The organism is Amycolatopsis nigrescens CSC17Ta-90 (genome assembly GCF_000384315.1).
GTDB classification, from domain to species: domain Bacteria; phylum Actinomycetota; class Actinomycetes; order Mycobacteriales; family Pseudonocardiaceae; genus Amycolatopsis; species Amycolatopsis nigrescens.
On sequence record NZ_ARVW01000001.1, the window covers coordinates 9,012,260 to 9,030,527 of the forward strand.

The 18,268-nt window shown below is 72.2% G+C and carries 16 protein-coding genes and 1 riboswitch; of the genes, 3 read left to right on the forward strand and 13 right to left on the reverse strand.

The features are described 5' to 3' along the window. Positions 1 to 10 precede the first annotated feature (10 nt). Positions 11 to 2,314 carry a glycoside hydrolase family 65 protein gene (locus AMYNI_RS0142700; protein WP_051116653.1) on the forward strand — a complete coding sequence of 768 codons (2,304 nt, stop codon included), beginning with the start codon at positions 11 to 13 and terminating at the stop codon, positions 2,312 to 2,314. A 46-nt stretch (positions 2,315 to 2,360) separates the two neighbouring features. On the opposite strand, the gene AMYNI_RS0142705 is transcribed toward AMYNI_RS0142700, so the two are convergent. The 3 genes from AMYNI_RS0142705 to AMYNI_RS0142715 all read right to left on the reverse strand — a co-directional run bounded on the left by AMYNI_RS0142705 (position 2,361) and on the right by AMYNI_RS0142715 (position 4,325). Beyond that, positions 2,361 to 2,582, reverse strand: a complete 222-nt coding sequence (locus AMYNI_RS0142705) for a hypothetical protein (RefSeq protein WP_157357748.1) — start codon at positions 2,580 to 2,582, stop codon at positions 2,361 to 2,363. 41 nt (positions 2,583 to 2,623) lie between these two features. Then, a complete protein-coding gene (locus AMYNI_RS0142710; protein WP_020674291.1) occupies positions 2,624 to 3,181 on the reverse strand; it encodes an EF-hand domain-containing protein in 558 nt (185 codons plus the stop codon). A gap of 175 nt (positions 3,182 to 3,356) precedes the next feature. Next, complete coding sequence (locus AMYNI_RS0142715) at positions 3,357 to 4,325, reverse strand: Ppx/GppA phosphatase family protein (protein WP_020674292.1); 969 nt, start codon at positions 4,323 to 4,325, stop codon at positions 3,357 to 3,359. Positions 4,326 to 4,618: 293 nt separating this feature from the next. Here AMYNI_RS0142715 and AMYNI_RS46905 point away from each other — a divergent pair, with 293 nt between their 5' ends. Continuing rightward, the gene (locus AMYNI_RS46905; protein ID WP_063713911.1) at positions 4,619 to 5,275 is read left to right on the forward strand and encodes a sortase domain-containing protein; all 657 of its coding nucleotides are present in this window, start codon (positions 4,619 to 4,621) and stop codon (positions 5,273 to 5,275) included. Positions 5,276 to 5,295: 20 nt separating this feature from the next. Here AMYNI_RS46905 and AMYNI_RS0142725 read toward each other — a convergent pair whose 3' ends face one another. The 4 genes from AMYNI_RS0142725 to AMYNI_RS0142740 form a co-directional block, all read right to left on the reverse strand. Beyond that, on the reverse strand, positions 5,296 to 6,336 hold the full coding sequence (locus tag AMYNI_RS0142725; protein ID WP_020674294.1) for an LLM class F420-dependent oxidoreductase: 1,041 nt from the start codon (positions 6,334 to 6,336) through the stop codon (positions 5,296 to 5,298). A gap of 82 nt (positions 6,337 to 6,418) precedes the next feature. Next, complete coding sequence (locus AMYNI_RS0142730; RefSeq protein ID WP_245574132.1) at positions 6,419 to 7,423, reverse strand: GlxA family transcriptional regulator; 1,005 nt, start codon at positions 7,421 to 7,423, stop codon at positions 6,419 to 6,421. Positions 7,424 to 7,540: 117 nt separating this feature from the next. Then, on the reverse strand, positions 7,541 to 9,205 hold the full coding sequence (locus AMYNI_RS0142735) for a DUF885 domain-containing protein (protein ID WP_020674296.1): 1,665 nt from the start codon (positions 9,203 to 9,205) through the stop codon (positions 7,541 to 7,543). Next, entirely contained in the window at positions 9,202 to 10,872 is a 1,671-nt protein-coding gene (locus AMYNI_RS0142740) for a DUF885 domain-containing protein (protein ID WP_020674297.1), read from the reverse strand. Before AMYNI_RS0142740 ends, AMYNI_RS0142735 begins: the two co-directional genes overlap by 4 nt. A gap of 95 nt (positions 10,873 to 10,967) precedes the next feature. Between AMYNI_RS0142740 and AMYNI_RS0142745 the strand changes: the two genes are divergently transcribed. Next, the gene (locus AMYNI_RS0142745; RefSeq protein WP_026361619.1) at positions 10,968 to 11,960 is read left to right on the forward strand and encodes an AsnC family transcriptional regulator; all 993 of its coding nucleotides are present in this window, start codon (positions 10,968 to 10,970) and stop codon (positions 11,958 to 11,960) included. A gap of 3 nt (positions 11,961 to 11,963) precedes the next feature. Here AMYNI_RS0142745 and AMYNI_RS0142750 read toward each other — a convergent pair whose 3' ends face one another. From AMYNI_RS0142750 to AMYNI_RS0142775, 6 genes are all read right to left on the reverse strand, one after another. Then, on the reverse strand, positions 11,964 to 12,890 hold the full coding sequence (locus AMYNI_RS0142750) for an RluA family pseudouridine synthase (RefSeq protein ID WP_020674299.1): 927 nt from the start codon (positions 12,888 to 12,890) through the stop codon (positions 11,964 to 11,966). Beyond that, entirely contained in the window at positions 12,887 to 13,516 is a 630-nt protein-coding gene (gene lspA, locus AMYNI_RS0142755; RefSeq protein ID WP_051116655.1) for a signal peptidase II, read from the reverse strand. Before lspA ends, AMYNI_RS0142750 begins: the two co-directional genes overlap by 4 nt. 22 nt (positions 13,517 to 13,538) lie before the next feature. Continuing rightward, complete coding sequence (locus AMYNI_RS0142760; RefSeq protein ID WP_020674301.1) at positions 13,539 to 14,348, reverse strand: hypothetical protein; 810 nt, start codon at positions 14,346 to 14,348, stop codon at positions 13,539 to 13,541. A 19-nt stretch (positions 14,349 to 14,367) separates the two neighbouring features. Continuing rightward, positions 14,368 to 15,720 (reverse strand): aminotransferase class V-fold PLP-dependent enzyme, encoded by a 1,353-nt coding sequence (locus tag AMYNI_RS0142765; RefSeq protein WP_020674302.1) that lies wholly within the window; start codon positions 15,718 to 15,720, stop codon positions 14,368 to 14,370. A 35-nt stretch (positions 15,721 to 15,755) separates the two neighbouring features. Continuing rightward, positions 15,756 to 15,870, reverse strand: a riboswitch (SAM riboswitch). An 84-nt stretch (positions 15,871 to 15,954) separates the two neighbouring features. Beyond that, complete coding sequence (locus AMYNI_RS50660) at positions 15,955 to 16,626, reverse strand: M23 family metallopeptidase (protein WP_040406288.1); 672 nt, start codon at positions 16,624 to 16,626, stop codon at positions 15,955 to 15,957. A gap of 145 nt (positions 16,627 to 16,771) precedes the next feature. Further along, positions 16,772 to 18,250, reverse strand: a complete 1,479-nt coding sequence (locus tag AMYNI_RS0142775; RefSeq protein WP_020674304.1) for a potassium/proton antiporter — start codon at positions 18,248 to 18,250, stop codon at positions 16,772 to 16,774. Positions 18,251 to 18,268: the final 18 nt, after the last annotated feature.

Consider the following 18,268-nt stretch of genomic DNA (forward strand, 5'->3'; position numbering starts at 1 on the left):
TTGGCAGGGCATGGACGTGGATGCCTTGCAGCGCACCGAATCCACCTTCGCCCTCTCGAACGGCCACATCGGCATGCGCGGGACGCTCGAGGAGGGCGAGCCGCGCGGGCTGCCGGGCACCTACCTGAACGGGTTCTACGAGGAACACGAACTGCCCTACGCCGAAAGCGGGTACGGCTACCCGGAAGCCGGGCAGACCGTGGTCAACGTGACCGACGGGAAGATCATCCGGCTGCTGGTCGAGGACGAGCCGCTGGACATGCGCTACGGCGAGGCCGTCGCCCACGAGCGAATCCTGGACTTCCGGGCCGGCACGCTGACCAGGAACACCGAATGGTGCTCACCGACCGGGCGCCGGGTGCGGGTGCACACCGAGCGGCTGGTGTCCTTCACCCAGCGCGCGGTGGCCGCGATCCGCTACGAGGTCGAGCCGCTCGACGACGACATCCAGCTGGTGGTCCAGTCCGATCTGCTGGCCAACGAGCCGATCGACTCCGACACCAGCGACCCGAGGGTGGCCGCCGCACTGCAATCGCCGCTGGTCGCGGAGTTCGCCGCGGCCAAGGACAAGCACGCGGTACTGGTGCACCGCACCAGGGTCTCCGGGCTGCGCATGGCGGCCGGGATGGACCACCAGCTGGAGACCCCGGACGGGCTGCGCAGCAACATCCACACCGAGGACGACCTGGCCAGGCTGACCGTCGCGGTGGACGTGCCGAAGGGGCACCGCCTGCGGCTGACCAAGTTCCTCGGCTACGGCTGGTCCGCGAAACGCTCCACCCCGGCGTTGCGCGCGCAGGTCGAGGCCGCACTGGCCGGTGCGGTGCAGACCGGTTGGGAAGGGCTGCTCGGCGAGCAGCGCCGGTTCCTGGACGAGTTCTGGCAGACCGCGGACGTCGAGCTGGACGGTGACCCGGAGCTGCAGCAGGCCATCCGGTTCGCGCTGTTCCACGTGCTGCAGGCGGGTGCCCGCGGGGAGAGCAGGGCCATTCCCGGCAAGGGCCTGACCGGTCCCGGCTACGACGGCCACGCCTTCTGGGACACCGAAACCTTCGTGCTGCCGGTGCTCACCTACACCATGCCGGGGGCGGCCAGGGACGCGCTGCGCTGGCGGCACTCCACTTTGGACCTGGCGCGGGAAAGGGCGAAACAGCTCGGCCTGCGCGGCGCGGCTTTCCCGTGGCGCTCGATCAACGGTGCCGAATGCTCGGCGTACTGGCCGGCCGGCACCGCGGCCTTCCACGTCTGCGCGGACATCGCGGACGCCACCTCCCGCTACGTCGCGGCCACCGGGGACGTCGCGTTCGACCGCGAGTACGGCACCGAGCTACGGCTGGAAACCGCCCGGCTGTGGCGCTCGGTCGGCCACCACGACCGGCGCGGCGGTTTCCGGATCGACGGGGTCACCGGGCCCGACGAGTACTCCGCCGTCGCGGACAACAACGTCTACACGAACCTGATGGCGCAGCGGAACCTCTGGGAGGCGGCGGACGCCTGCGAGCGGCACCCGGAGGTGGCAGAGCGGTTCGGGGTGGACGCCGAGGAGATCGCCGCCTGGCGCCGGGCCGCGGACTCGATGCTGGTGCCCTACGACGAGCAGCTCGGCGTGCACCAGCAGGCGGAGGACTTCACCGAGCACCTGGACTGGGACTTCGACGGCACCCCGGCCGCGAACTACCCGCTGCTGCTGAACTACCCGTACTTCGACCTCTACCGCAAGCAGGTGGTCAAGCAGGCCGACCTGGTGCTCGCCATGCACCTGCGAGGAGACGCCTTCACCCCGGCCGAAAAGAGCCGGAACTTCGCCTACTACGAAGCGAGGACGGTCCGCGACTCCTCGCTGTCGGCCTGCACCCAGGCGGTGCTCGCGGCCGAGGTGGGACACCTCCAGCTCGCCTACGATTACCTCGCCGAGGCCGCGCTGACCGACCTGCACGACGTGCACAACAACGTGCGCAACGGGCTGCACATGGCGTCGCTGGCCGGGGCGTGGCAGGCCGTGGTGGCCGGCTTCGGCGGCCTGCGCGACCACGGCGGCGAGCTGTCCTTCGCACCACGGCTGCCCGCCGCCCTCACCCGGCTCGCCTTCCGGATGTGCTTCCGCGGCAGCAGGTTCTCGGTGCGCATCAGCGGGGACCAGGCGCACTACCGGCTGCTCGACGGCGAGCCGCTGGAGCTGATGCACTACGACGAACAGGTCACCGTGGACGGCGAAGGCGTGACCATGCCCGTCCCGGCGATCGACGCCGGCGATCCGCCGACCCAGCCCACCGGCCGCGCCCCCTCCCGCCGCCCCGCCCCATCCGGCAAATAGCCGGCTTTTTGCCCTCTGGCGGTCCGCCGGAAGGGCAAATAGTCGGCTATTTGCCCTCGGCGGGTGGGGTGGGGGTGTCGGGAGTTGGGGGGACGGGGGGTGGGATCTCGTCCTTGCCGGGGATTTCGTCGACCTCGTCGGTGCCCACCGGGTCGATGTCCGGATGCCGCGGGATCGGCGACTTCGGCTTCTTCGGTGGTACCGGCGTATCCGGGTCGAACGGATCCGGCTCGGACGGCTGGCTGTGACTCGGCACTGACCTACTCATGGTCACCGGCTTACCCGCTTTTTCCGCGCAGTCAAGCCCGTTCAGCCGCCGTACACCATCGGCAGGTCGAACCGGCCGAACACCCAGGTGCCCGCCGCGTCCGGGTCGTCACCGGCCCAGAACTCGATCCAGAGCTCGGTGAACTCCTCCTGGGACAGGTAGCCGTCGGCGTTGAGGTCGAGCAGCGGGAAGACCGCGTCGGTGTCGGCGGGCGCGCCGCTCCAGGTCTCCACGAGCTGGCGGTACTCGGCCGCCGAAATCCGGCCGTCCGCGTTCTCGTCGACGGCCTCGAACATCGCCGCCGCGGTCTCCGCGACCGGCCCCGGGTTCTCGGCCAGCCCGTCCACCACCACCAGCACCTCGTCCAGGGTGACCTTGCCGTCGCGGTCGGCGTCCGAGACGGCCAGCAGGACCTCCCACCAGCCCATCATGATCTCGCTCAGCCGGCGGTACCCCGGCGAGCCGGGCGCCCAGTCGCGGACCCCGGTCCACCTCGCGGTCAGCGCCTCGAAGTCGGACTTCTCCAGCAGCCCGTCCTTGTTGGCGTCCATCGCGTAGAAGACCCCGGTCACCTTGCGCCGCTGCAGCTCGCTCGCCATGGCTGAGTCCCTCCGACCGGCTCCCGATGTGGACGAGAAGGATCTCAGCGTGGCCGCGATGGCACCGCACGACAATTGGCCACTCGGGTCAAGACGGGCCACGACCAGGTGAACCCCGGTCACTTTCAGCAGACGACGAGCCGGTTCTCGCTGAAGACCTACACCAGCCGGGCGGTCATGCCGCGTCCGATCCAGCGACGGCGGGCAGGTCGGCGGCCGATCCGTTGTCCAGCAGCGTCAGCAGCAGGCCCTCCCGGGTGGACCACGGGCTGATCCCGACCTCTCCCCCGCAGACGGTCAGCAGCGCCTCCGCCACGATCGCGCCGGCCAGCGCCTGCCTGGCCCGGCACCGGGAGATCCCCGGCAGCTCGGCGCGGCGGCTGGCGGGGAGCTTGGCCAGCCGGGGAACCCAGCGCCGCAGGTCCTCCAGCCGGAGGTCGCGGGCCGGCGGGCCGCCCCGCTGCGGCCGGGCCCCGGCCAGCCTGGCCAACTGCTGGAACACCTTCGAGCAGCCGACCACCCGGCAGGCACCGATCTCCGGCCGCACCCCGTCCAGCGCCGTACCGACCCGGTCCAGCGCGTGCGCGCGCAACGCCTTGATCCGGGCGGCGTCCGGGAACTCGCCGTCGAGCCAGCCGCGGGTCATCTCCCTGGCACCGAGCCGCAGCGAACGGGCGAAGGTGGCCCGTTCCCCGTCACCGGCGGCGATCTCCACCGTGCCGCCGCCGATGTCCAGCACCAGCATCGGCCCGGCACTCGCGCCGTACCAGCGGCGGGCGGCGAGGAAGGAAAGCTCCGCCTCCCGCCTGCCGGACAGGAAGCGCAACCGGACCCCGGTGGCCCTGGCCACCTCCGCGACCACTTCGGCCGCGTTCGCGGCGTCCCGGATCGACGACGTGGCCAGCGGGTAGAAAGCGGGCAGACCACGGCGTACCGCCAGCCGGCTCGCGGCCTGCACGGCGTCCACGATCGACCCGATGCCGGCCGCGCTGAGCCTTCCCTTGTGGTCCAGCGCGCGGTCCAGCCGCAACCGGGTCTTGTGCGTGAAGACCGGGTCCAGCGGTGACCCGTGCCGGTCCACCACGACCAGATGGGCACTGAAAGATCCGACGTCCAGCACACCCAAGGTGGACGACACCCCCATACCGCGCACGCAACTACCTCCGCTCGCCAGCTCCCGCCAGGTATTCCCCCCGCTGACCGATTTCAACCATCCCCGAGGCCAGCTGTCGAGTCCGGGCCGCCCTATTTGGCAACTTATTGACACCGTTGCGACCGGGCGCCGCCCACGAACTCGGAGGCGAATCAAGAGATAGTAACCCAACTGGGTGATCCACTGCGGGTTATGTCGCAAATAGGTAACGCCCGGGACCTGCCGCAGCGATCTGCAGGGCAACAGGCCGCGTACCGTCCCGGCCGTTCCCTCAGCTGGTGAACGTGAGCGAAAGATCCGATCGGCGCACCGATTTCGGCAGGCTCGCCGCGGCCGCAGCGGCCGTCGTGGTGGCACTCTCCGGGGTGCTCGCGGGAGCGGCCATGCTGCTCTCACGCGACACGCCGGTGACCGCCCTGCCCGGCGCCAGTGCGGACGGGCAGGCCGCCGCCGGCGCCGTGCGAGCACCCGGGAACCCCGGCACCGGCCTCGCTCCGGCCAACCCGGCCGCACTGGAGATCCCGGCCATCGGGGTCGCCACCGGCACGCTGGTGGAGCTGGGCCGCACCCCGGCCGGCACGATGGAGGTGCCAGGGGACGCACGCAGCGCGGGCTGGTACACGACCGCACCGGTGCCGGGCGAGATCGGCACCGCGGTCATCGCCGGGCACGTCGAGTACGCCAGGGCACGCGGCGTTTTCCGCCGGCTGCACGAACTCCACGCCGGCGACACGGTCACCGTGCACCGCCAGGACGGCACCAGGGCGGCATTCACCGTCTACCGCGTGGATGCCTTCCCGAAGACGGCCGTGCCGCCGCCCGCCAGCACCGACGCCGCCGAACTCCGGCTGGTCACCTGCAGCGGCGCGTTCGACGGCTCATCGGCCGACACCGTGGTGGTCTCGGCCCGGCTCGACGGTCTGACCGGCCCCGACAGCTGACCAGCACGGCGCCGAGCGGGTCAGCCGATCAGTTCGCGTAGCTGCCGTACGGTGTCAATGCGGCCTTCGCGGGTGCCCTGGAGCGCGTTCACCTGGAGGGTGGTGGCGCCGGCCTCGCGGAAGGCGGCCAGCCGCTCCTTGACGTAACCGGCTGGGCCGATCAGCGACATGGCGTGCAGCAGATCTGCCGGGATCGCGGCCGCGGCCTCGTCCTTCTTCCCGTCCAGATAGAGGTCCTGCACCTGCTTCGCCTCGGCCTCGTAGCCGTACCGGCAGGCCAGGTCGTTGTAGTAGTTCTTGCCCCGCGCGCCCATGCCGCCGATGTAGAGCGCCAGGTACGGGCGGACGAAATCGGCCAGGTGCTTGACGTCGTCCCCGATCGCCACCGGCACGCCGACCACCACGTCCAGCTCGCCCAGCTCCGGGTCGCGCTTGGCCTTGCCCTCGGCCAGCGGGCCGCCCCAGACGTCGGCGGCCTTCTCCGGGTGGAAGAAGATCGGCTCCCAGCCCTCCGCGATCTCGGCGGTCAGCGCCACGTTCTTCGGGCCGATCGCGGCGAGCATGATCGGGATGCGCGGGCGGACCGGGTGGTTGATCAACTTCAGCGGCTTGCCCAGGCCGGTGCCCTGGCCTTCGGGCAGCGGAATCTGGTAATGCCTGCCGTCGTGCACCACCCGCTCACGCCGCCACACCTGGCGGCAGATGTCCACCACCTCGCGGGTGCGGGCCAGCGGCGCGTCGTAGCGCACCCCGTGGAAACCTTCGATCACCTGCGGGCCGGAGGAGCCCATGCCGAGGGTGAACCGGCCGCCGGAGACGAAGTCGAGCCCGGCCGCGGTCATCGCGGTCAGCGTCGGCGTCCTGGTGTAGATCTGCACGATCCCGGAGGCGATCTCCACCCGTTCGGTCTTCGCCGCGACGTAGCCGAGCTGGCTGACCGCGTCGAAGGAGTACGCCTCCGGGATGAAGACGATGTCCAGGCCGACGCGTTCGAGCTCGACGATGTCCGCCACGCTCTCCGCGAAGCCCCCGGCGTAGTTGATCTGAGTGCCGATCCGCATCCTCACACCTTCCATCCTGAGCGGCCGCTTAGTTAGAGGCACAATACCGCCTCCAGCGGCGGGCACCAGCCGGTGTGACGAGTCAGGCGGTCCGCTGGATGCCGGCGGATGGGATCGACGAGCGGAACCGGGACCGGTAACCGCCCGGCGACACGCCGAGCAGCCGCAGGAACGCCCGGCGCATGGTCTCCTGACTGCCGAACCCGGCCCGCCGCGCGACCAGTTCCAGACCGTCCTCAGTGGACTCCAGCAGGGTCTGCGCGGTCTGCACCCGCACCTGCTCCACGTAGCCGGCCGCGGTGGTGCCGAGCTTTTCGGAGAACAACCTGTTCAGGTGCCGGATGCTCACCGAGGCGCGCCTGGCCAGCGCCGGCACGCAGTGGTCGGCGGCCGGGTCGAGCAGCACCGCGTCGGTGGCCTTGCGCAGCGCGGGATGCCGCGGCGCCGGCAGCCGGGACCAGACGCTGAACTGGGACTGCCCGCCGGGGCGCTGCAGGAACAGCACCATCAGCTTGGCGACCTCCCTGGCCACCTCGGCCCCGTGGTCCTCCTCGACCAGCGCGAGCGCCAGGTCCATGCCCGCGCTGATCCCGGCCGAGGTCGCCACCCGGCCGTCCCGGACGAAGATCGCGTCCGGCACCACCGTGGTCCTGGGGTGCCGCTCGGCCAGCAGATCGCACCAGTACCAGTGCGTGGTCGCCCGCCTGCCCTCCAGCAGCCCGGCCGCGCCGAGCACGAAGGCACCGACGCAGACCGAGACCACCCGGCGGGCGCAGCCGGCGATCCGGCGCACATCGGCCGTCATCGGCCCGGCACCCGGGCGGGAGCTCATCGTTTCGCCGCCGCCGGTGACCAGCAGGGTGTCGATCGGCCCGCGGACGTCCTCGGCGGCCAGGTCGGGACTGATCCGCAGCCCGCTGGCCGTGCGGACCGGCGCCCCGCCCGGTGACGCGGTCCGCACCCGGTACCGGCCGCCGAGCGCGCCGGCGAAGGCGAACACGTCCATCGGACCGGTCGCGTCCAGCGCGGCCATCCCGTCGTCGATCAGCACTACCACGTCACGGGGCTGCGATTCGTCTGCGCGCACCAGCCCAGGCTGCCGCGCGCCGGCGATGGCCGCAACGTCCAATACCCCTCAGGATCTTGCGGGACACCCGCACCCGATCGATGGGGGCATGCGCAAAAAGCCTCGCATGCCCCCATCTCAGATCGCGCCATTCACGCCGCGGACCCAGGTCGCCACCACGGAGTCCAGCACGGGCAACGGCAGGATGCCGCTGCCGAGCACCACGTCGTGGAACTCGCGGAGGTCGAACCGCTCCCCCAGCGCGGCTTCGGCCGCGGCGCGGATCCGCTGGATCTCCAGCCGCCCGGTCATGTACGACAGCGCCTGCCCCGGCGCCCCGGCGTACCGGTCGATCTCGGTCTCGATCTCCACCGCCGCCATCGGGCTGTTCTCCAGCAGGAAGTCCACCGCCTGCCGCCGGCTCCAGCCGAGCGCGTGCAGTCCGGTGTCCACCACCAGCCTGCCGGCCCGCAGCGAGTCCTCGGTCAACATGCCGAGCCGCATCAGGTCGCTGGAGTACAGCCCCATCTCGTCCGCGAGCCGCTCGGCGTAGAGCCCCCAGCCCTCGGTGTAGGCGTTCACGTCCGCGATCCGGCGCAGCAGGGGCAACTCGGTCAGCCCCTGTGCGGTGCAGATCTGGAAGTGGTGCCCCGGGATGGCCTCGTGGAAGGCGACCGCCTCGTTGATCTGGCGGTTCCGCTCGGTGGCGGCGAAGGTGTTCGCGAAGTACCGGCCCGGCCGCGAACCGTCCAGCGGCGGGCTGAAGTAGTAGGCGAGGGTGCCGCCGTCGGCCTCGGCGGGCGGTACCGGCAGCACCTCGCAGGGTATGTCCGGCACGCTCTTGAACCAGTCCGGCGCGACCGCGGCGGCCCGCACGATGGTCTCGCGGGCGTGCTCCAGCAGCTCGTCGCCGTCCCGCCAGCGCAGCTCGGGATCGGTGCGCAGCCGGTGGAAGATCTCCGGCAGCTCTTCGGTGCCGAACACCCTGGCGCCCAGTTCGCGGTACTCCCCTGCCAGCTGCTCGATCATCGCGAGCCCGGTGTCGTGCAGCTCCTGCGCGCTGCGCTCGGTGGTGGTGTGCGCGCGGATCAGCGCGTTGTAGCGCCGCTGCCCGTCCGGCAGCCAGCACAGTCCCGGCCGGTCCGCGGGCAGCGCGCCTGCCCGCACCTCCGACTCCAGGAAATCCCGGTACCGCGCGTAGGCGGGCCGGACGACCTCGGCGAGCAGCCGGTCCCGCTCCGCGGCGAACCCCTCGGCCGGCGCGTCGATGCGCAGCGGGTCCCGTTCCGGCTCGGCCAGATACCGCCGCACATAGGCGATCCCGGCTTCCACCAGGAAGTCGGCCGGTGCCGCGCCCTCGGCCAGCGCGGCCCGCTGCCGCTCGGTCACGGTGTCCAAAAAGGACGGAAGCGCGGCCAGCCGGCGCAGGTAGCCGGCCGCCTTGGCCTCGTCGTCGAGCGGGGTCATGGACAGCACCATGAGCACGCTGAGCGCGGGCGCGGCCAGCCCGTCGCTCACCGCGACCTCCATCGCCGCGGCATCGATCAGGTCCACCGCCGCGCGCGCCTGCTGCCGCACCACGTCCAGCGTGACACTGTCCTCAAAGGACAGATCGGCGATCGGGATCGCCTCGGCGCGGGCCACCACGTCCAGGTAGCGCGCCCGGAACGCCTGAGCCGCCCCGGCACTGAGGTCGGCCAGCCGGTCGTGGTCACCCGGCAGCCCGAGCAGCGACGGCCACAGCGGCTCGGCTTCGAACAGAATCTCGACCAGCTCGTCGGCCAGCCCGGTCACCGCGTTCATCGGCGCTCCTCCACCCAGTCCGCGGCCACCGTGTCCAGCACGGACAGCGGCAGCGCTCCCCCGCCCAGCACCAGGTCGTGGAACTCCCTGATGTCGAAACGGCCTTCCAATTCCTGTTCACTCCGGCGGCGCAGCCGCTGGATCTCCAGCCTGCCCACCATGTACGACAGCGCCTGCCCCGGATAGGCCAGGTAGCGGTCGACCTCGGACTCGATCTCGACCAGCGGCATCGGGGTGTGCTCGCGCAGGTAGTCCACCGCCTGCAACCGGCTCCAGCCCTTCGCGTGCAGCCCGGTGTCCACCACCAGCCTGCCGGCCCGCATGGAGTCCATGCTCAGCATGCCGAGCAGCGAGACGTCGTCGGAGTACAGCCCCATCTCGAAGGCCAGCCGCTCCGAGTAGAGCCCCCAGCCCTCGGTGTAGGCGTTGAAGCCGCCGATCCGGCGCAGCAACGGCAGCTCGTCAAGGCCGACCGCGATGCTGAGCTGGAAGTGGTGCCCGGGAATGGCTTCGTGGAAGGCGGTCGCCTCGGCCGCGTGCCGGAACCGCTCGGTCACCTGGTGGGTGTTCGCGAAGTAGGTGCCAGGCCGCGAGCCGTCCGCGGTGCCGCGCAGGTAGTAGGCCGGGGCCGCGCCGGGCGCCTCGGCGGCTGGCACCGCCTCCACCGCCCACGGCTGCGGCGGGATCCGGCCGAACCAGCCTGGCGCGGCCAGCTCGGCCCGGCCGATCGCGGACCGCGCGGTGGCCAGCAGCTCGTCCGCGTCCCGCCAGCGCAGCGCCGGGTCGGTGCGCAGCCTGGCGAAGATCTCGGTGGGCTCGCCCGTGCCGAAGACCCTGGCCCCGATCTCCGCGTACTCCCCGGCCAGCTCGTCGATCAGCCGCAGCCCGGTGTCGTGCAACTCGTCCGGGGTGTGCTCGGTCGTGGTGTGCGTCCTGGCCAGTGCGGCGTAGATCCGCTCGCCTTCGGGCAGCCAGCACACCCCGGCCCGCTCCGGCGGACGGCCCAGCGGCGCCAGCTCGGCCAGCCCGTCCCGGTAGGCCGCGAAACCGGGGCGGACCACCTCGGCGAGCAGTTTCGCGCGCTGCTCGGCGAACCGCTCGTCCGGCGCGGGCCGCCGGGCCAGCGGGTCGGACGCCGGATCGGCGAGGTAGCGGTCCAGATGCGCGACCGCGGACCGCACCAGGTGCGCCACCGGCAGCCTGCCCGCCTCGGCACCGGCCCGGTGCCGTTGCAGCGCCTGCTCCAGGTAGGCGGGGATGGCGGCCAGCCTGCCGGGAAACCGCCGCCGCTCCTCCCCGGCCGGTTCGATCATCGGCAGCTGGGTGAGCAGGCCGACCGCGGGCGCCACGAAGAAGTCGGTGATGGTGAACTCGACGGCGTGGCTGTCGATCCGGTCGAGCACGGCCCGCACCTGGGCGAGCAGCACGTCCCTGGTGACCCGGTCCGCCGCGGGCAGCGTGGCCGGGTCCAGCGCGCGAGCGCGCTCGGCCAGCACGGCCAACCTGGCCCGGTGCTCCTGCTCGGATCGCTCGTCGAGCGCGCCGAGACCGTCGGTGGCCGATCCCGGCGAGTCGATGCCGAGCAGCGCCGGCCACAACGGCTCGGCGTCGAACAGCTCGGTCACCACCTCGTCGGCGAGCGCCCCGATCGCACTGCTCCCGGTCATGCCAACCCCCTGTTCTCCCATCCCAGTGACACCGAGCCTAGGGCTCCCCCGGCCTCCGGCCACGGCGCCGCGCGCCAACCGGTAGCGTTCGAACCGTGCCCGTGACCGATCCCGTCGACGCCCGCCTGCTCGCCGCGCTGGCCGAGCTGGGCAAGGCGGCGGTGCACGAACTGGCCGCACGGGTGGGCATGGATCCGCGCGAGGTGGCCTACCGGCTGGTCGGACTCTCCGGCAGCGGGCTGCCCCTGCTGGTCGGCGTGGAAAGCGACCCGCAGGGCCTCCGCGCCGCGCTCGCCGGCATGCGGCCACCCCAGCAGCCACCGCCACCGCAGCAGCAGCGGCCGCCCGCGCAGGGCGTGCCGAGCGGGGTCTATCCGGTGCAGGGCACCCCATCCGGGCAGTACGCGGTGCAGGGCACGCCCAGCGGCGTGCACCAGGTGCAGGGCGTGCCGTCGGGCCAGTACGCGGCGGCCCCGCCGCAACGGCCACCGCAACCGCAGCAGCCACCACCGCAGCGGCCGGCGCCGCCGATGCCGGCGCCCGTTCCCGCGGACCCGGTGATCAGCACCTGGGGTCCGCCGCAGAGCTCGTCCTGGGCACGCGGCGACCAGGACGCGCGCCAGGTCCCGCCGCCACCGGGGCCCGTTCCGGCCCGGCCGCCGGGACCGCGCACCGGGCGGACCGGCGACGTGCTGGAAACCCAGGGCCTGGAAGGCGAACAGCTCGCCGTCCAACTGCTGGAGGTGCAGGACCCGGCCGACTTCCTGTTCGGCGCCGCGGGCTACCGGCTGGAGGAGGGCGAGCGCTCGGTGGTGGTGCACACCGAGATCACCAACCGGGGCGCCATTCCGTTCGCCTCACTGCCGGACAACTACCTGGAGCTGGTCACCGCGGACGGCAAGGCGATCGGCAAGGCGCCGGTCTCGCTGTCGTCCCGCCCGCAGCACCGGATCGGCGTGCGGCCGGGCGAAACCGCCGGCGGGCACACCGTGTACGTGCTGCCGGACGCGACGAAGGTGGTCTCGGTCCGCTGGAGCCCGCGGCCCGAACCCGACGAGCGCTCGCTGATCTGGTCGATCGAGGACTGAGTCTCAGGCTTCGTCGCGCAGGACCCGCAGCGCGGCGGCCAGATCGTCCGGGTACTCGGCTTCGAACTGCACCCAGCGCCCGTCCGCGGGATGCGCGAAACCGAGGGTCCTGGCGTGCAGCCACTGCCGGGTCAGGCCCAGCTTGCGGGCCAGCACCGGGTCCGCGCCGTAGGTCAGGTCACCGACGCAGGGATGGCGCAGCGCCGAGAAGTGCACCCGGATCTGGTGGGTACGCCCGGTTTCCAGCTTGATCTCGGCCAGCGACGCCGCGCGGAACGCCTCCACCACCTCGTAGTGCGTGATGCTCGGCCTGCCCCCGGCAACCACGGCGAACTTGTAGTCGTGCCGGGGATGCCGGTCGATCGGCGCGTCGATGGTGCCCTTGGTCGGATCAGGATGGCCCTGCACCACGGCGTGGTAGCCCTTGTCCACGGTGCGCTCCTTGAACGCCCGCTTCAGCGCGGTGTACGCGTGCTCGCTCTTGGCGACCACCATCACCCCGGTGGTGCCGGCGTCCAGCCGGTGCACCACGCCCTGGCGTTCGGCCGCGCCGGAAGTGGAGATGCGCAGCCCGGCGGCGGCCAGCCCGCCGATCACCGTCGGCCCGGTCCAGCCGGGGCTCGGATGCGCCGCGACCCCGACCGGCTTGGCGACCACCACCAGATCGTCGTCCTCGTGCACGATCCGCATCCCGGCCACCGGTTCGGCGACCACCTCGACCTTGTGCACCGGCTCCGGCAGCGTCACCTCCAGCAGCCCGCCCGCGGCCAGCCGGTCGGACTTGCCCGCCGCGCGGCCGTCCAGCAGCACCGAACCGGACTCGGCCAGCTCGGCGACCGCGGTCCTGGACAGCCCGAGCAGTTTGGCCAGCCCGGCGTCCACCCGCATCCCGTCCAGGCCGTCCGGCACCGGCAGCATCCGCGCGCTCACGCGGCCGCCTCGGTTTCGGTGGTTTCGGTGGCTTTCGCTTTGGCGGCTTTCTTGCCCCTGCCCCTGGTGCCGTCGTAGTCCCGGCCGAGCAGGCTCAGCAGCACGATCAGCACTCCCCCGGCGCAGATCGCCGAATCGGCCAGGTTGAACACCGGCCAGGCCCGCCCGTCCGGTTCGAACAGCGAGACGAAGTCGACCACGTGCCCGTGCAGCACCCCCGGCGCGCGGAAGATCCGGTCGGCCAGGTTGCCCAGCGCACCCGCCAGCACCAGGCCGAGCCCGATCGCCCAGCCCGTCGAACGGAGCCGCCTTGCCAGCCAGATCAGCAGCACCACCACCGCGATCGCCACCAGCGCGAGCACCCAGGTCATTCCGGTGCCGATGGAGAACGCGGCACCGCCGTTGCGGACCAGCTGCAGGTACACCGCGCCACCGAGCACGCGGATCGGCTCGCGGCCTTCCAGATTGGCCACCGCCAGCGTCTTGGTCAGCAGGTCGAGACCGAACACCAGCACCGCGATGACGGCCACCACGGCGATCCGGCGCCTCGGCAGTGGTGTTAGCGGTGTTTCTGGCTCCGAGGAAGCATCCTCGACGACCGGCCCGGCCGGCTTTTCAGTGCTCACCGGCCCATTGTCCACTGCCCGCTCAGGCGGGCTCGGCACTGGGCCGCCTGCCCGCCAGCAGCACGCCGATCGCGCCGGCCAGCAGCACCGCCGCGGGCGCCACCAGCTCGAGGTTGCCCGGCGGCGCCAGACCCGCCGCCAGCAGGAAGGCCACCGTCACCCCGGCCAGCGGCACACTGCGTTCCAGCCAGGCCAGCACGAACAGCCCGACCGCCGGCAGCAGCGCGTCCGACAGGGCGGGCAGCACCGCGAGCACGGCACCGTAGGCGACCGCCGGGAGCAGCACCAGGCTGATCCCGGTCGCCACCCGGCGGCCGGGGCCGAGCCGGAAGTACGCCCAGCCGGCCGCGACCAGTCCGAGCAGCCCGAGCGGCAGGGCCAGCGAGGTCAGCGGCTCCGGCGAGCCCGAGGTCACGGCGCCGCCGATGAACGTCCCGAGGAACACGGCGGCCAGCCCGCTGACGACGACCAGCAAGAGCCGCCACGGCCCGAGCGAAACACCGGCGCGCCGAGCCCGGAACGCGTACCAGGCGACGGTCAGCAGGAAGACCACCGCGACGGCGAACGGCCAGATGTCGCGAGGCAGCCAGGAACCGCCCGCATACGGCGACAGGAAGGCCGAGAAGTCACCGCGCTCCACGCCGCTGAACTGGACCGCCGTCAGCGCCCTCAGCTCGACTTCCCCGCCCTGCGGGGCGTAGGCGAACCAGCCGAAGTCGTCGGCGGCGGGTTTCACCGCCAGCAGGCCGAGCAGCACGAAACCGAGCAGCGCCAGCGGCACCCAGTGACCGGCACCGCGACCGCCGAAGACCTGTCCCGAAGTCTCACCCATCCGGGTGAGCGTAGCGCGTTCAGTCCGCCAGGAACGAGGGCAGGGGCCGCGGGTCCGGGGTCGGCGCCCACCGACCGTTCTCGATCGCGTACTCCCAACGGGGCCCGCGCGCGACGATCTGCCGCAGGGCCAGCAGGAGGCGGTCGACGTGCTCGGCCGTGCTGCCCAGCCCGAGGCTGACCCGCAGCGCCTGGCCGCCTTCCGCACCGGTCTCGGCGAGCAGCCGCTTGGTGGCGATATGCGCGCAGAAGGCGCCGTCGCGCACCCCGATGCCGTACTCCGCGGACAGCACGGCGGCGACCAGGCCCGGCTCGAACCCGTCGAGCACGAAGCTGACCGTGGCCACCCGCTCCACGTCCGCGTCGAACAGCCGCAGCTCGGCAAGGCCGGGCACCGCGGCCAGGCCGCGCCGCAGCCGCGCCAGCAGCTCCGTCTCGTGCGCGGTGACCGCCTCCGCGTGCTCGCGCAGCTGCTCGCAGGCCACCCCGAGCGCGTAGACGCCGACCGTGTTCGGCGAACCGGCCTCGTGCCGCTCGGGACCGGAGTTCCACACCACGCCGGTGTGCCCGACCGCCTTGGAGGCGCCGCCGCCCGCGAGGTACGGACGTGCCGCGCGCAGCCAGTCCGCCCTGCCGACCAGTGCACCGGCTCCGAACGGCGCGTACAGCTTGTGCCCGGACAGCGCCACGTAGTCCACGTCCAGCTCGCGCACCGAGAGCAGCCGGTGCGGCGCCAGCTGCGCCGCGTCCAGCGCGATCCGGGCGCCGTGTTTCCGCGCCACCGCGGCGATCTCGGCCACCGGCAGCAGCTCACCGGTCACATTGGACGCGCCGGTGAGCACCACCAGCCGCGGCCCCTCCGGGCATTCGGCCAGCGCACTGTCCACAGCGGACACCGCGGCCAGTGGAGTGCGCGGGGTGCGAACGCGGCGCACGTGCGGGCCCTGCCACGGCAGCAGGGCGGCGTGGTGCTCGGTGTCGAAGACGACCACCGAGGTGTGCCGGGGCAGGCTGCGGGCCAGCAGGTTGAACGAGTCGGTGGTGTTGCGGGTGAAGATCACCGTGTCCGACCCGCGCGCGTCCACGAACCGGCGCAACACGTCGCGGGTGCGCTCGTAGACCTTTGTGGACACTTGCGAAGCGAACCCGGCACCCCGGTGCACGCTGGCGTACCAGGGCAGGAACTCGTCCACCGCGTGGCGCACCGCGTCCAGGCAGGGCGCGCTGGCGGCGTGATCCAGATTCGCGTAACCGATCTGCTCCCCGGTCACCAGCGGCACCCGCAGCCCGGCCCCGGCGACGGACGGAATCCTTGGTGCGGCGGGGTTTTCGGTGAGTTCGGGTAAATCAGTGGGTTCGAGAGCGAGTGTCATCGTAGCCTCCTCGGCGGTCCTGGGGACCCGCTGGGGGCCCGCGCTTGCCCGCCGCACCTCGCGACGAGCCAGGTCCTCACCCGGGGCACCCCACCGCGGAAGGAGGGTTGCCGGCCAGCGAGCCGGGGCTTGACGCTGGCGCTCATGACCTGAGGCAGACGTTAGCGGACGACCGGCCGATCGCGCGAGCGCCGCCCATCCGTTGAGACAGCGGTCACCCGACCGGCCCGCCCATCAGCCCTCGTACTTGAACCGTCCCGGCAGCTTGACCACCGACTCGTCGCGCACCCTGGTCGCCGTCCCGGAGTACTGCCCGGAGCCCTCGTTGAACAGCCAGCCGCCGAACACCTTGCCGTCCACCGGTTCCCCGACGGCCGCCGCGACCTCACCGGAGATCTGCCGGTAGGACAGCCCGTCCCAGTTCCCGGCGGCCACCGGATCGGCCGAGCGCGCCGTCGTGCCGGACAGCTTGAACAGGGTGAAGTGCACATGGGCCCCGGTGCTGCTGCCACCGCAGGGCAGCGCGTTGCCGATCGAGCCGAGCGGGGTGCCCGCCTCGACCTGCTGGCCGTCGGTGACCTGGATGCCCTCCATGTGGTAGTAGCCGGTGCGCCAGCCGTCCTCGTGGTCCACGGTCACCCAGTCGCCGCCGTCGCAGTGCTGGAGATGCGCGGTGCCGGCCAGCGGGGCGCGCACGGTGCCGTCCACCGGGTTCAGGTCGATCGCGTTCTTCACGCCGGAGGTGCCGTCGTCGGAGTGGATGCCGGCCGAGCCGGTCTCCTGCCCGGCGGCGAACGGCAGGCCGAAAGTGGGAAACGCCGCCGCGGTCTGGTCCGCCCCCGCGGTCAGCGGCACGGCGATCAAGGTTCCGGCGAAGACCACACCTACGGCCGCCGTCCGAACCATTTGAGTGAGATTGAGCGCTGTTCTTGTCACTCTGAGTTCTCCTTATGCCGGGCAATACCCGTCCGAACTACCCCATTCGGATGGACAGTACGGCCAAGGAACAACAGAGGGAAATACGTGACGCGCGTTACCAATTACCAACCGGTCAGCGGCCCGACTCGCCCTTCCACCTGGCCAACCTGCCGGCGCGGTCGACCGCCCGCAGCCTTCGCTCGGTCGCGTCGCGGACCTGCTCGGTGGCGACCACCAGCAGCTGGTCCCGCTCCTGCAGCCGGCTGGTGCCCTGCGGGGTGAACCCGGTGCCCTCGCGCACCACCAGGCTGACCGTGGCGCCGGCGGGCAGCCGCAGCTCGGACAGGTAGACGCCGTGCAGCCGCGAGCCGGGCTGGATGCGCACCTGCAGCAGCTCGGCGCCGAGCTCGTCCAGCGGCGCGGCGTCCACCTGGATCTCCTTGGCCTCGGTGTCCGCGGCGAGGCCGAGCAGCCGCGCCAGCGGCGTCAGCGTCGCGCCCTGCAACAGGGTGAGCACGATGACCAGCACGAACACCGCGTCGACCAGCTGCTGCGCGCCGGGCAGGCCGGCCGCCAGCGGGATCATCGCCAGCACGATGGGCACCGCGCCGCGCAGCCCGGCCCAGGACAGGAACAGCTGTTCTCGCCAGGGCAGCCTGAACGGCAGCAGGGACAGCAGCACCGACAGCGGCCTGGCCAGCAGCAGCACCACCGCGCCCGCGACCAGCCCCGGCACGATGGTGGCCAGCAGCCGTTCCGGCGAGGCGAACAGGCCGAGCAGCACGAACAGGCCGATCTGCGCCAGCCAGCCGAGGCCCTCGGCGAAGGACAGGGTGTCCGACCGGTGCGGCAGCCGGGAGTTGCCGAGCACCACCCCGGCCACATAGGTGGCGAGCAGGCCGGAGGCGTGCAGCAGTTGCCCGGAGGAGTAGGCGATCACGCAGACCGCGACGGTGGCCAGCGGGTACAGCCCGGTGGCCGGCAGTGCGGCGCGGCGCAGCGCCTGCGCGCCGAGCCAGCCGAGCACCAGCCCGAGCGCCAGCCCGGCGGCGAGCTCGTAGACCACCAGCAGCGGCAGCGACCAGTCCACTGTGGTGCCGGTGGCCAGCACCACCACCGCGATGTAGGCCGGCGCGTCGTTGATTCCTGACTCGATCTCCAATGCGCCGGTCAGCCGTTTACCGATACCGGCGGACCGCAGCACCGAGAACACCGCGGCGGCGTCGGTGGAGGAGAGCACCGCGCCCCACAGCAGCGCCATCCGCCAGTCCAGGTCGAGCAGCCAGTGCAGGGCTGCGCCGGTGACCGCGATACTGATCACCACGGCCACAGTGGACAATGCGATTCCGGCGCCCAGCGCGGGTTTCACCGCGGCCCAGCGGGTGGTCAGGCCGCCCTCGGTGAGGATCATCACCAGTGCGGCGAGGCCGAGCGACTGGGTGAGCGTGGCGTTGTCGAACTGCACGCCGAGCCCGGATTCGCCGATGAGCACGCCGATGCCGAGGTAGAGCAGCAGTGACGGCAGGCCGAGCCGAATCGACACCCGGACGGCGAGCACCGCGGCCAGCAACACCACCGCACCTGAGCCCAGCACGACCGGGAGTTCGTCCACCGCGTCTCCCCTCCCCAC

Bases quoted from the DNA above. Each gene is read 5' to 3' on its own strand.
- AMYNI_RS0142710 (WP_020674291.1), bottom strand. From the start codon at position 3,181: ATGGCGAGCGAGCTGCAGCGGCGCAAGGTGACCGGGGTCTTCTACGCG.
- AMYNI_RS0142760 (WP_020674301.1), bottom strand. From the start codon at position 14,348: ATGGGTGAGACTTCGGGACAGGTCTTCGGCGGTCGCGGTGCCGGTCAC.
- AMYNI_RS0142725 (WP_020674294.1), bottom strand. From the start codon at position 6,336: ATGCGGATCGGCACTCAGATCAACTACGCCGGGGGCTTCGCGGAGAGC.
- AMYNI_RS0142765 (WP_020674302.1), bottom strand. From the start codon at position 15,720: ATGACACTCGCTCTCGAACCCACTGATTTACCCGAACTCACCGAAAAC.
- AMYNI_RS0142740 (WP_020674297.1), bottom strand. From the start codon at position 10,872: ATGACCGGGAGCAGTGCGATCGGGGCGCTCGCCGACGAGGTGGTGACC.
- AMYNI_RS0142700 (WP_051116653.1), top strand. From the start codon at position 11: ATGGACGTGGATGCCTTGCAGCGCACCGAATCCACCTTCGCCCTCTCG.
- AMYNI_RS0142715 (WP_020674292.1), bottom strand. From the start codon at position 4,325: ATGGGGGTGTCGTCCACCTTGGGTGTGCTGGACGTCGGATCTTTCAGT.
- AMYNI_RS50660 (WP_040406288.1), bottom strand. From the start codon at position 16,626: ATGGTTCGGACGGCGGCCGTAGGTGTGGTCTTCGCCGGAACCTTGATC.
- AMYNI_RS0142735 (WP_020674296.1), bottom strand. From the start codon at position 9,205: ATGAACGCGGTGACCGGGCTGGCCGACGAGCTGGTCGAGATTCTGTTC.
- AMYNI_RS0142705 (WP_157357748.1), bottom strand. From the start codon at position 2,582: ATGAGTAGGTCAGTGCCGAGTCACAGCCAGCCGTCCGAGCCGGATCCG.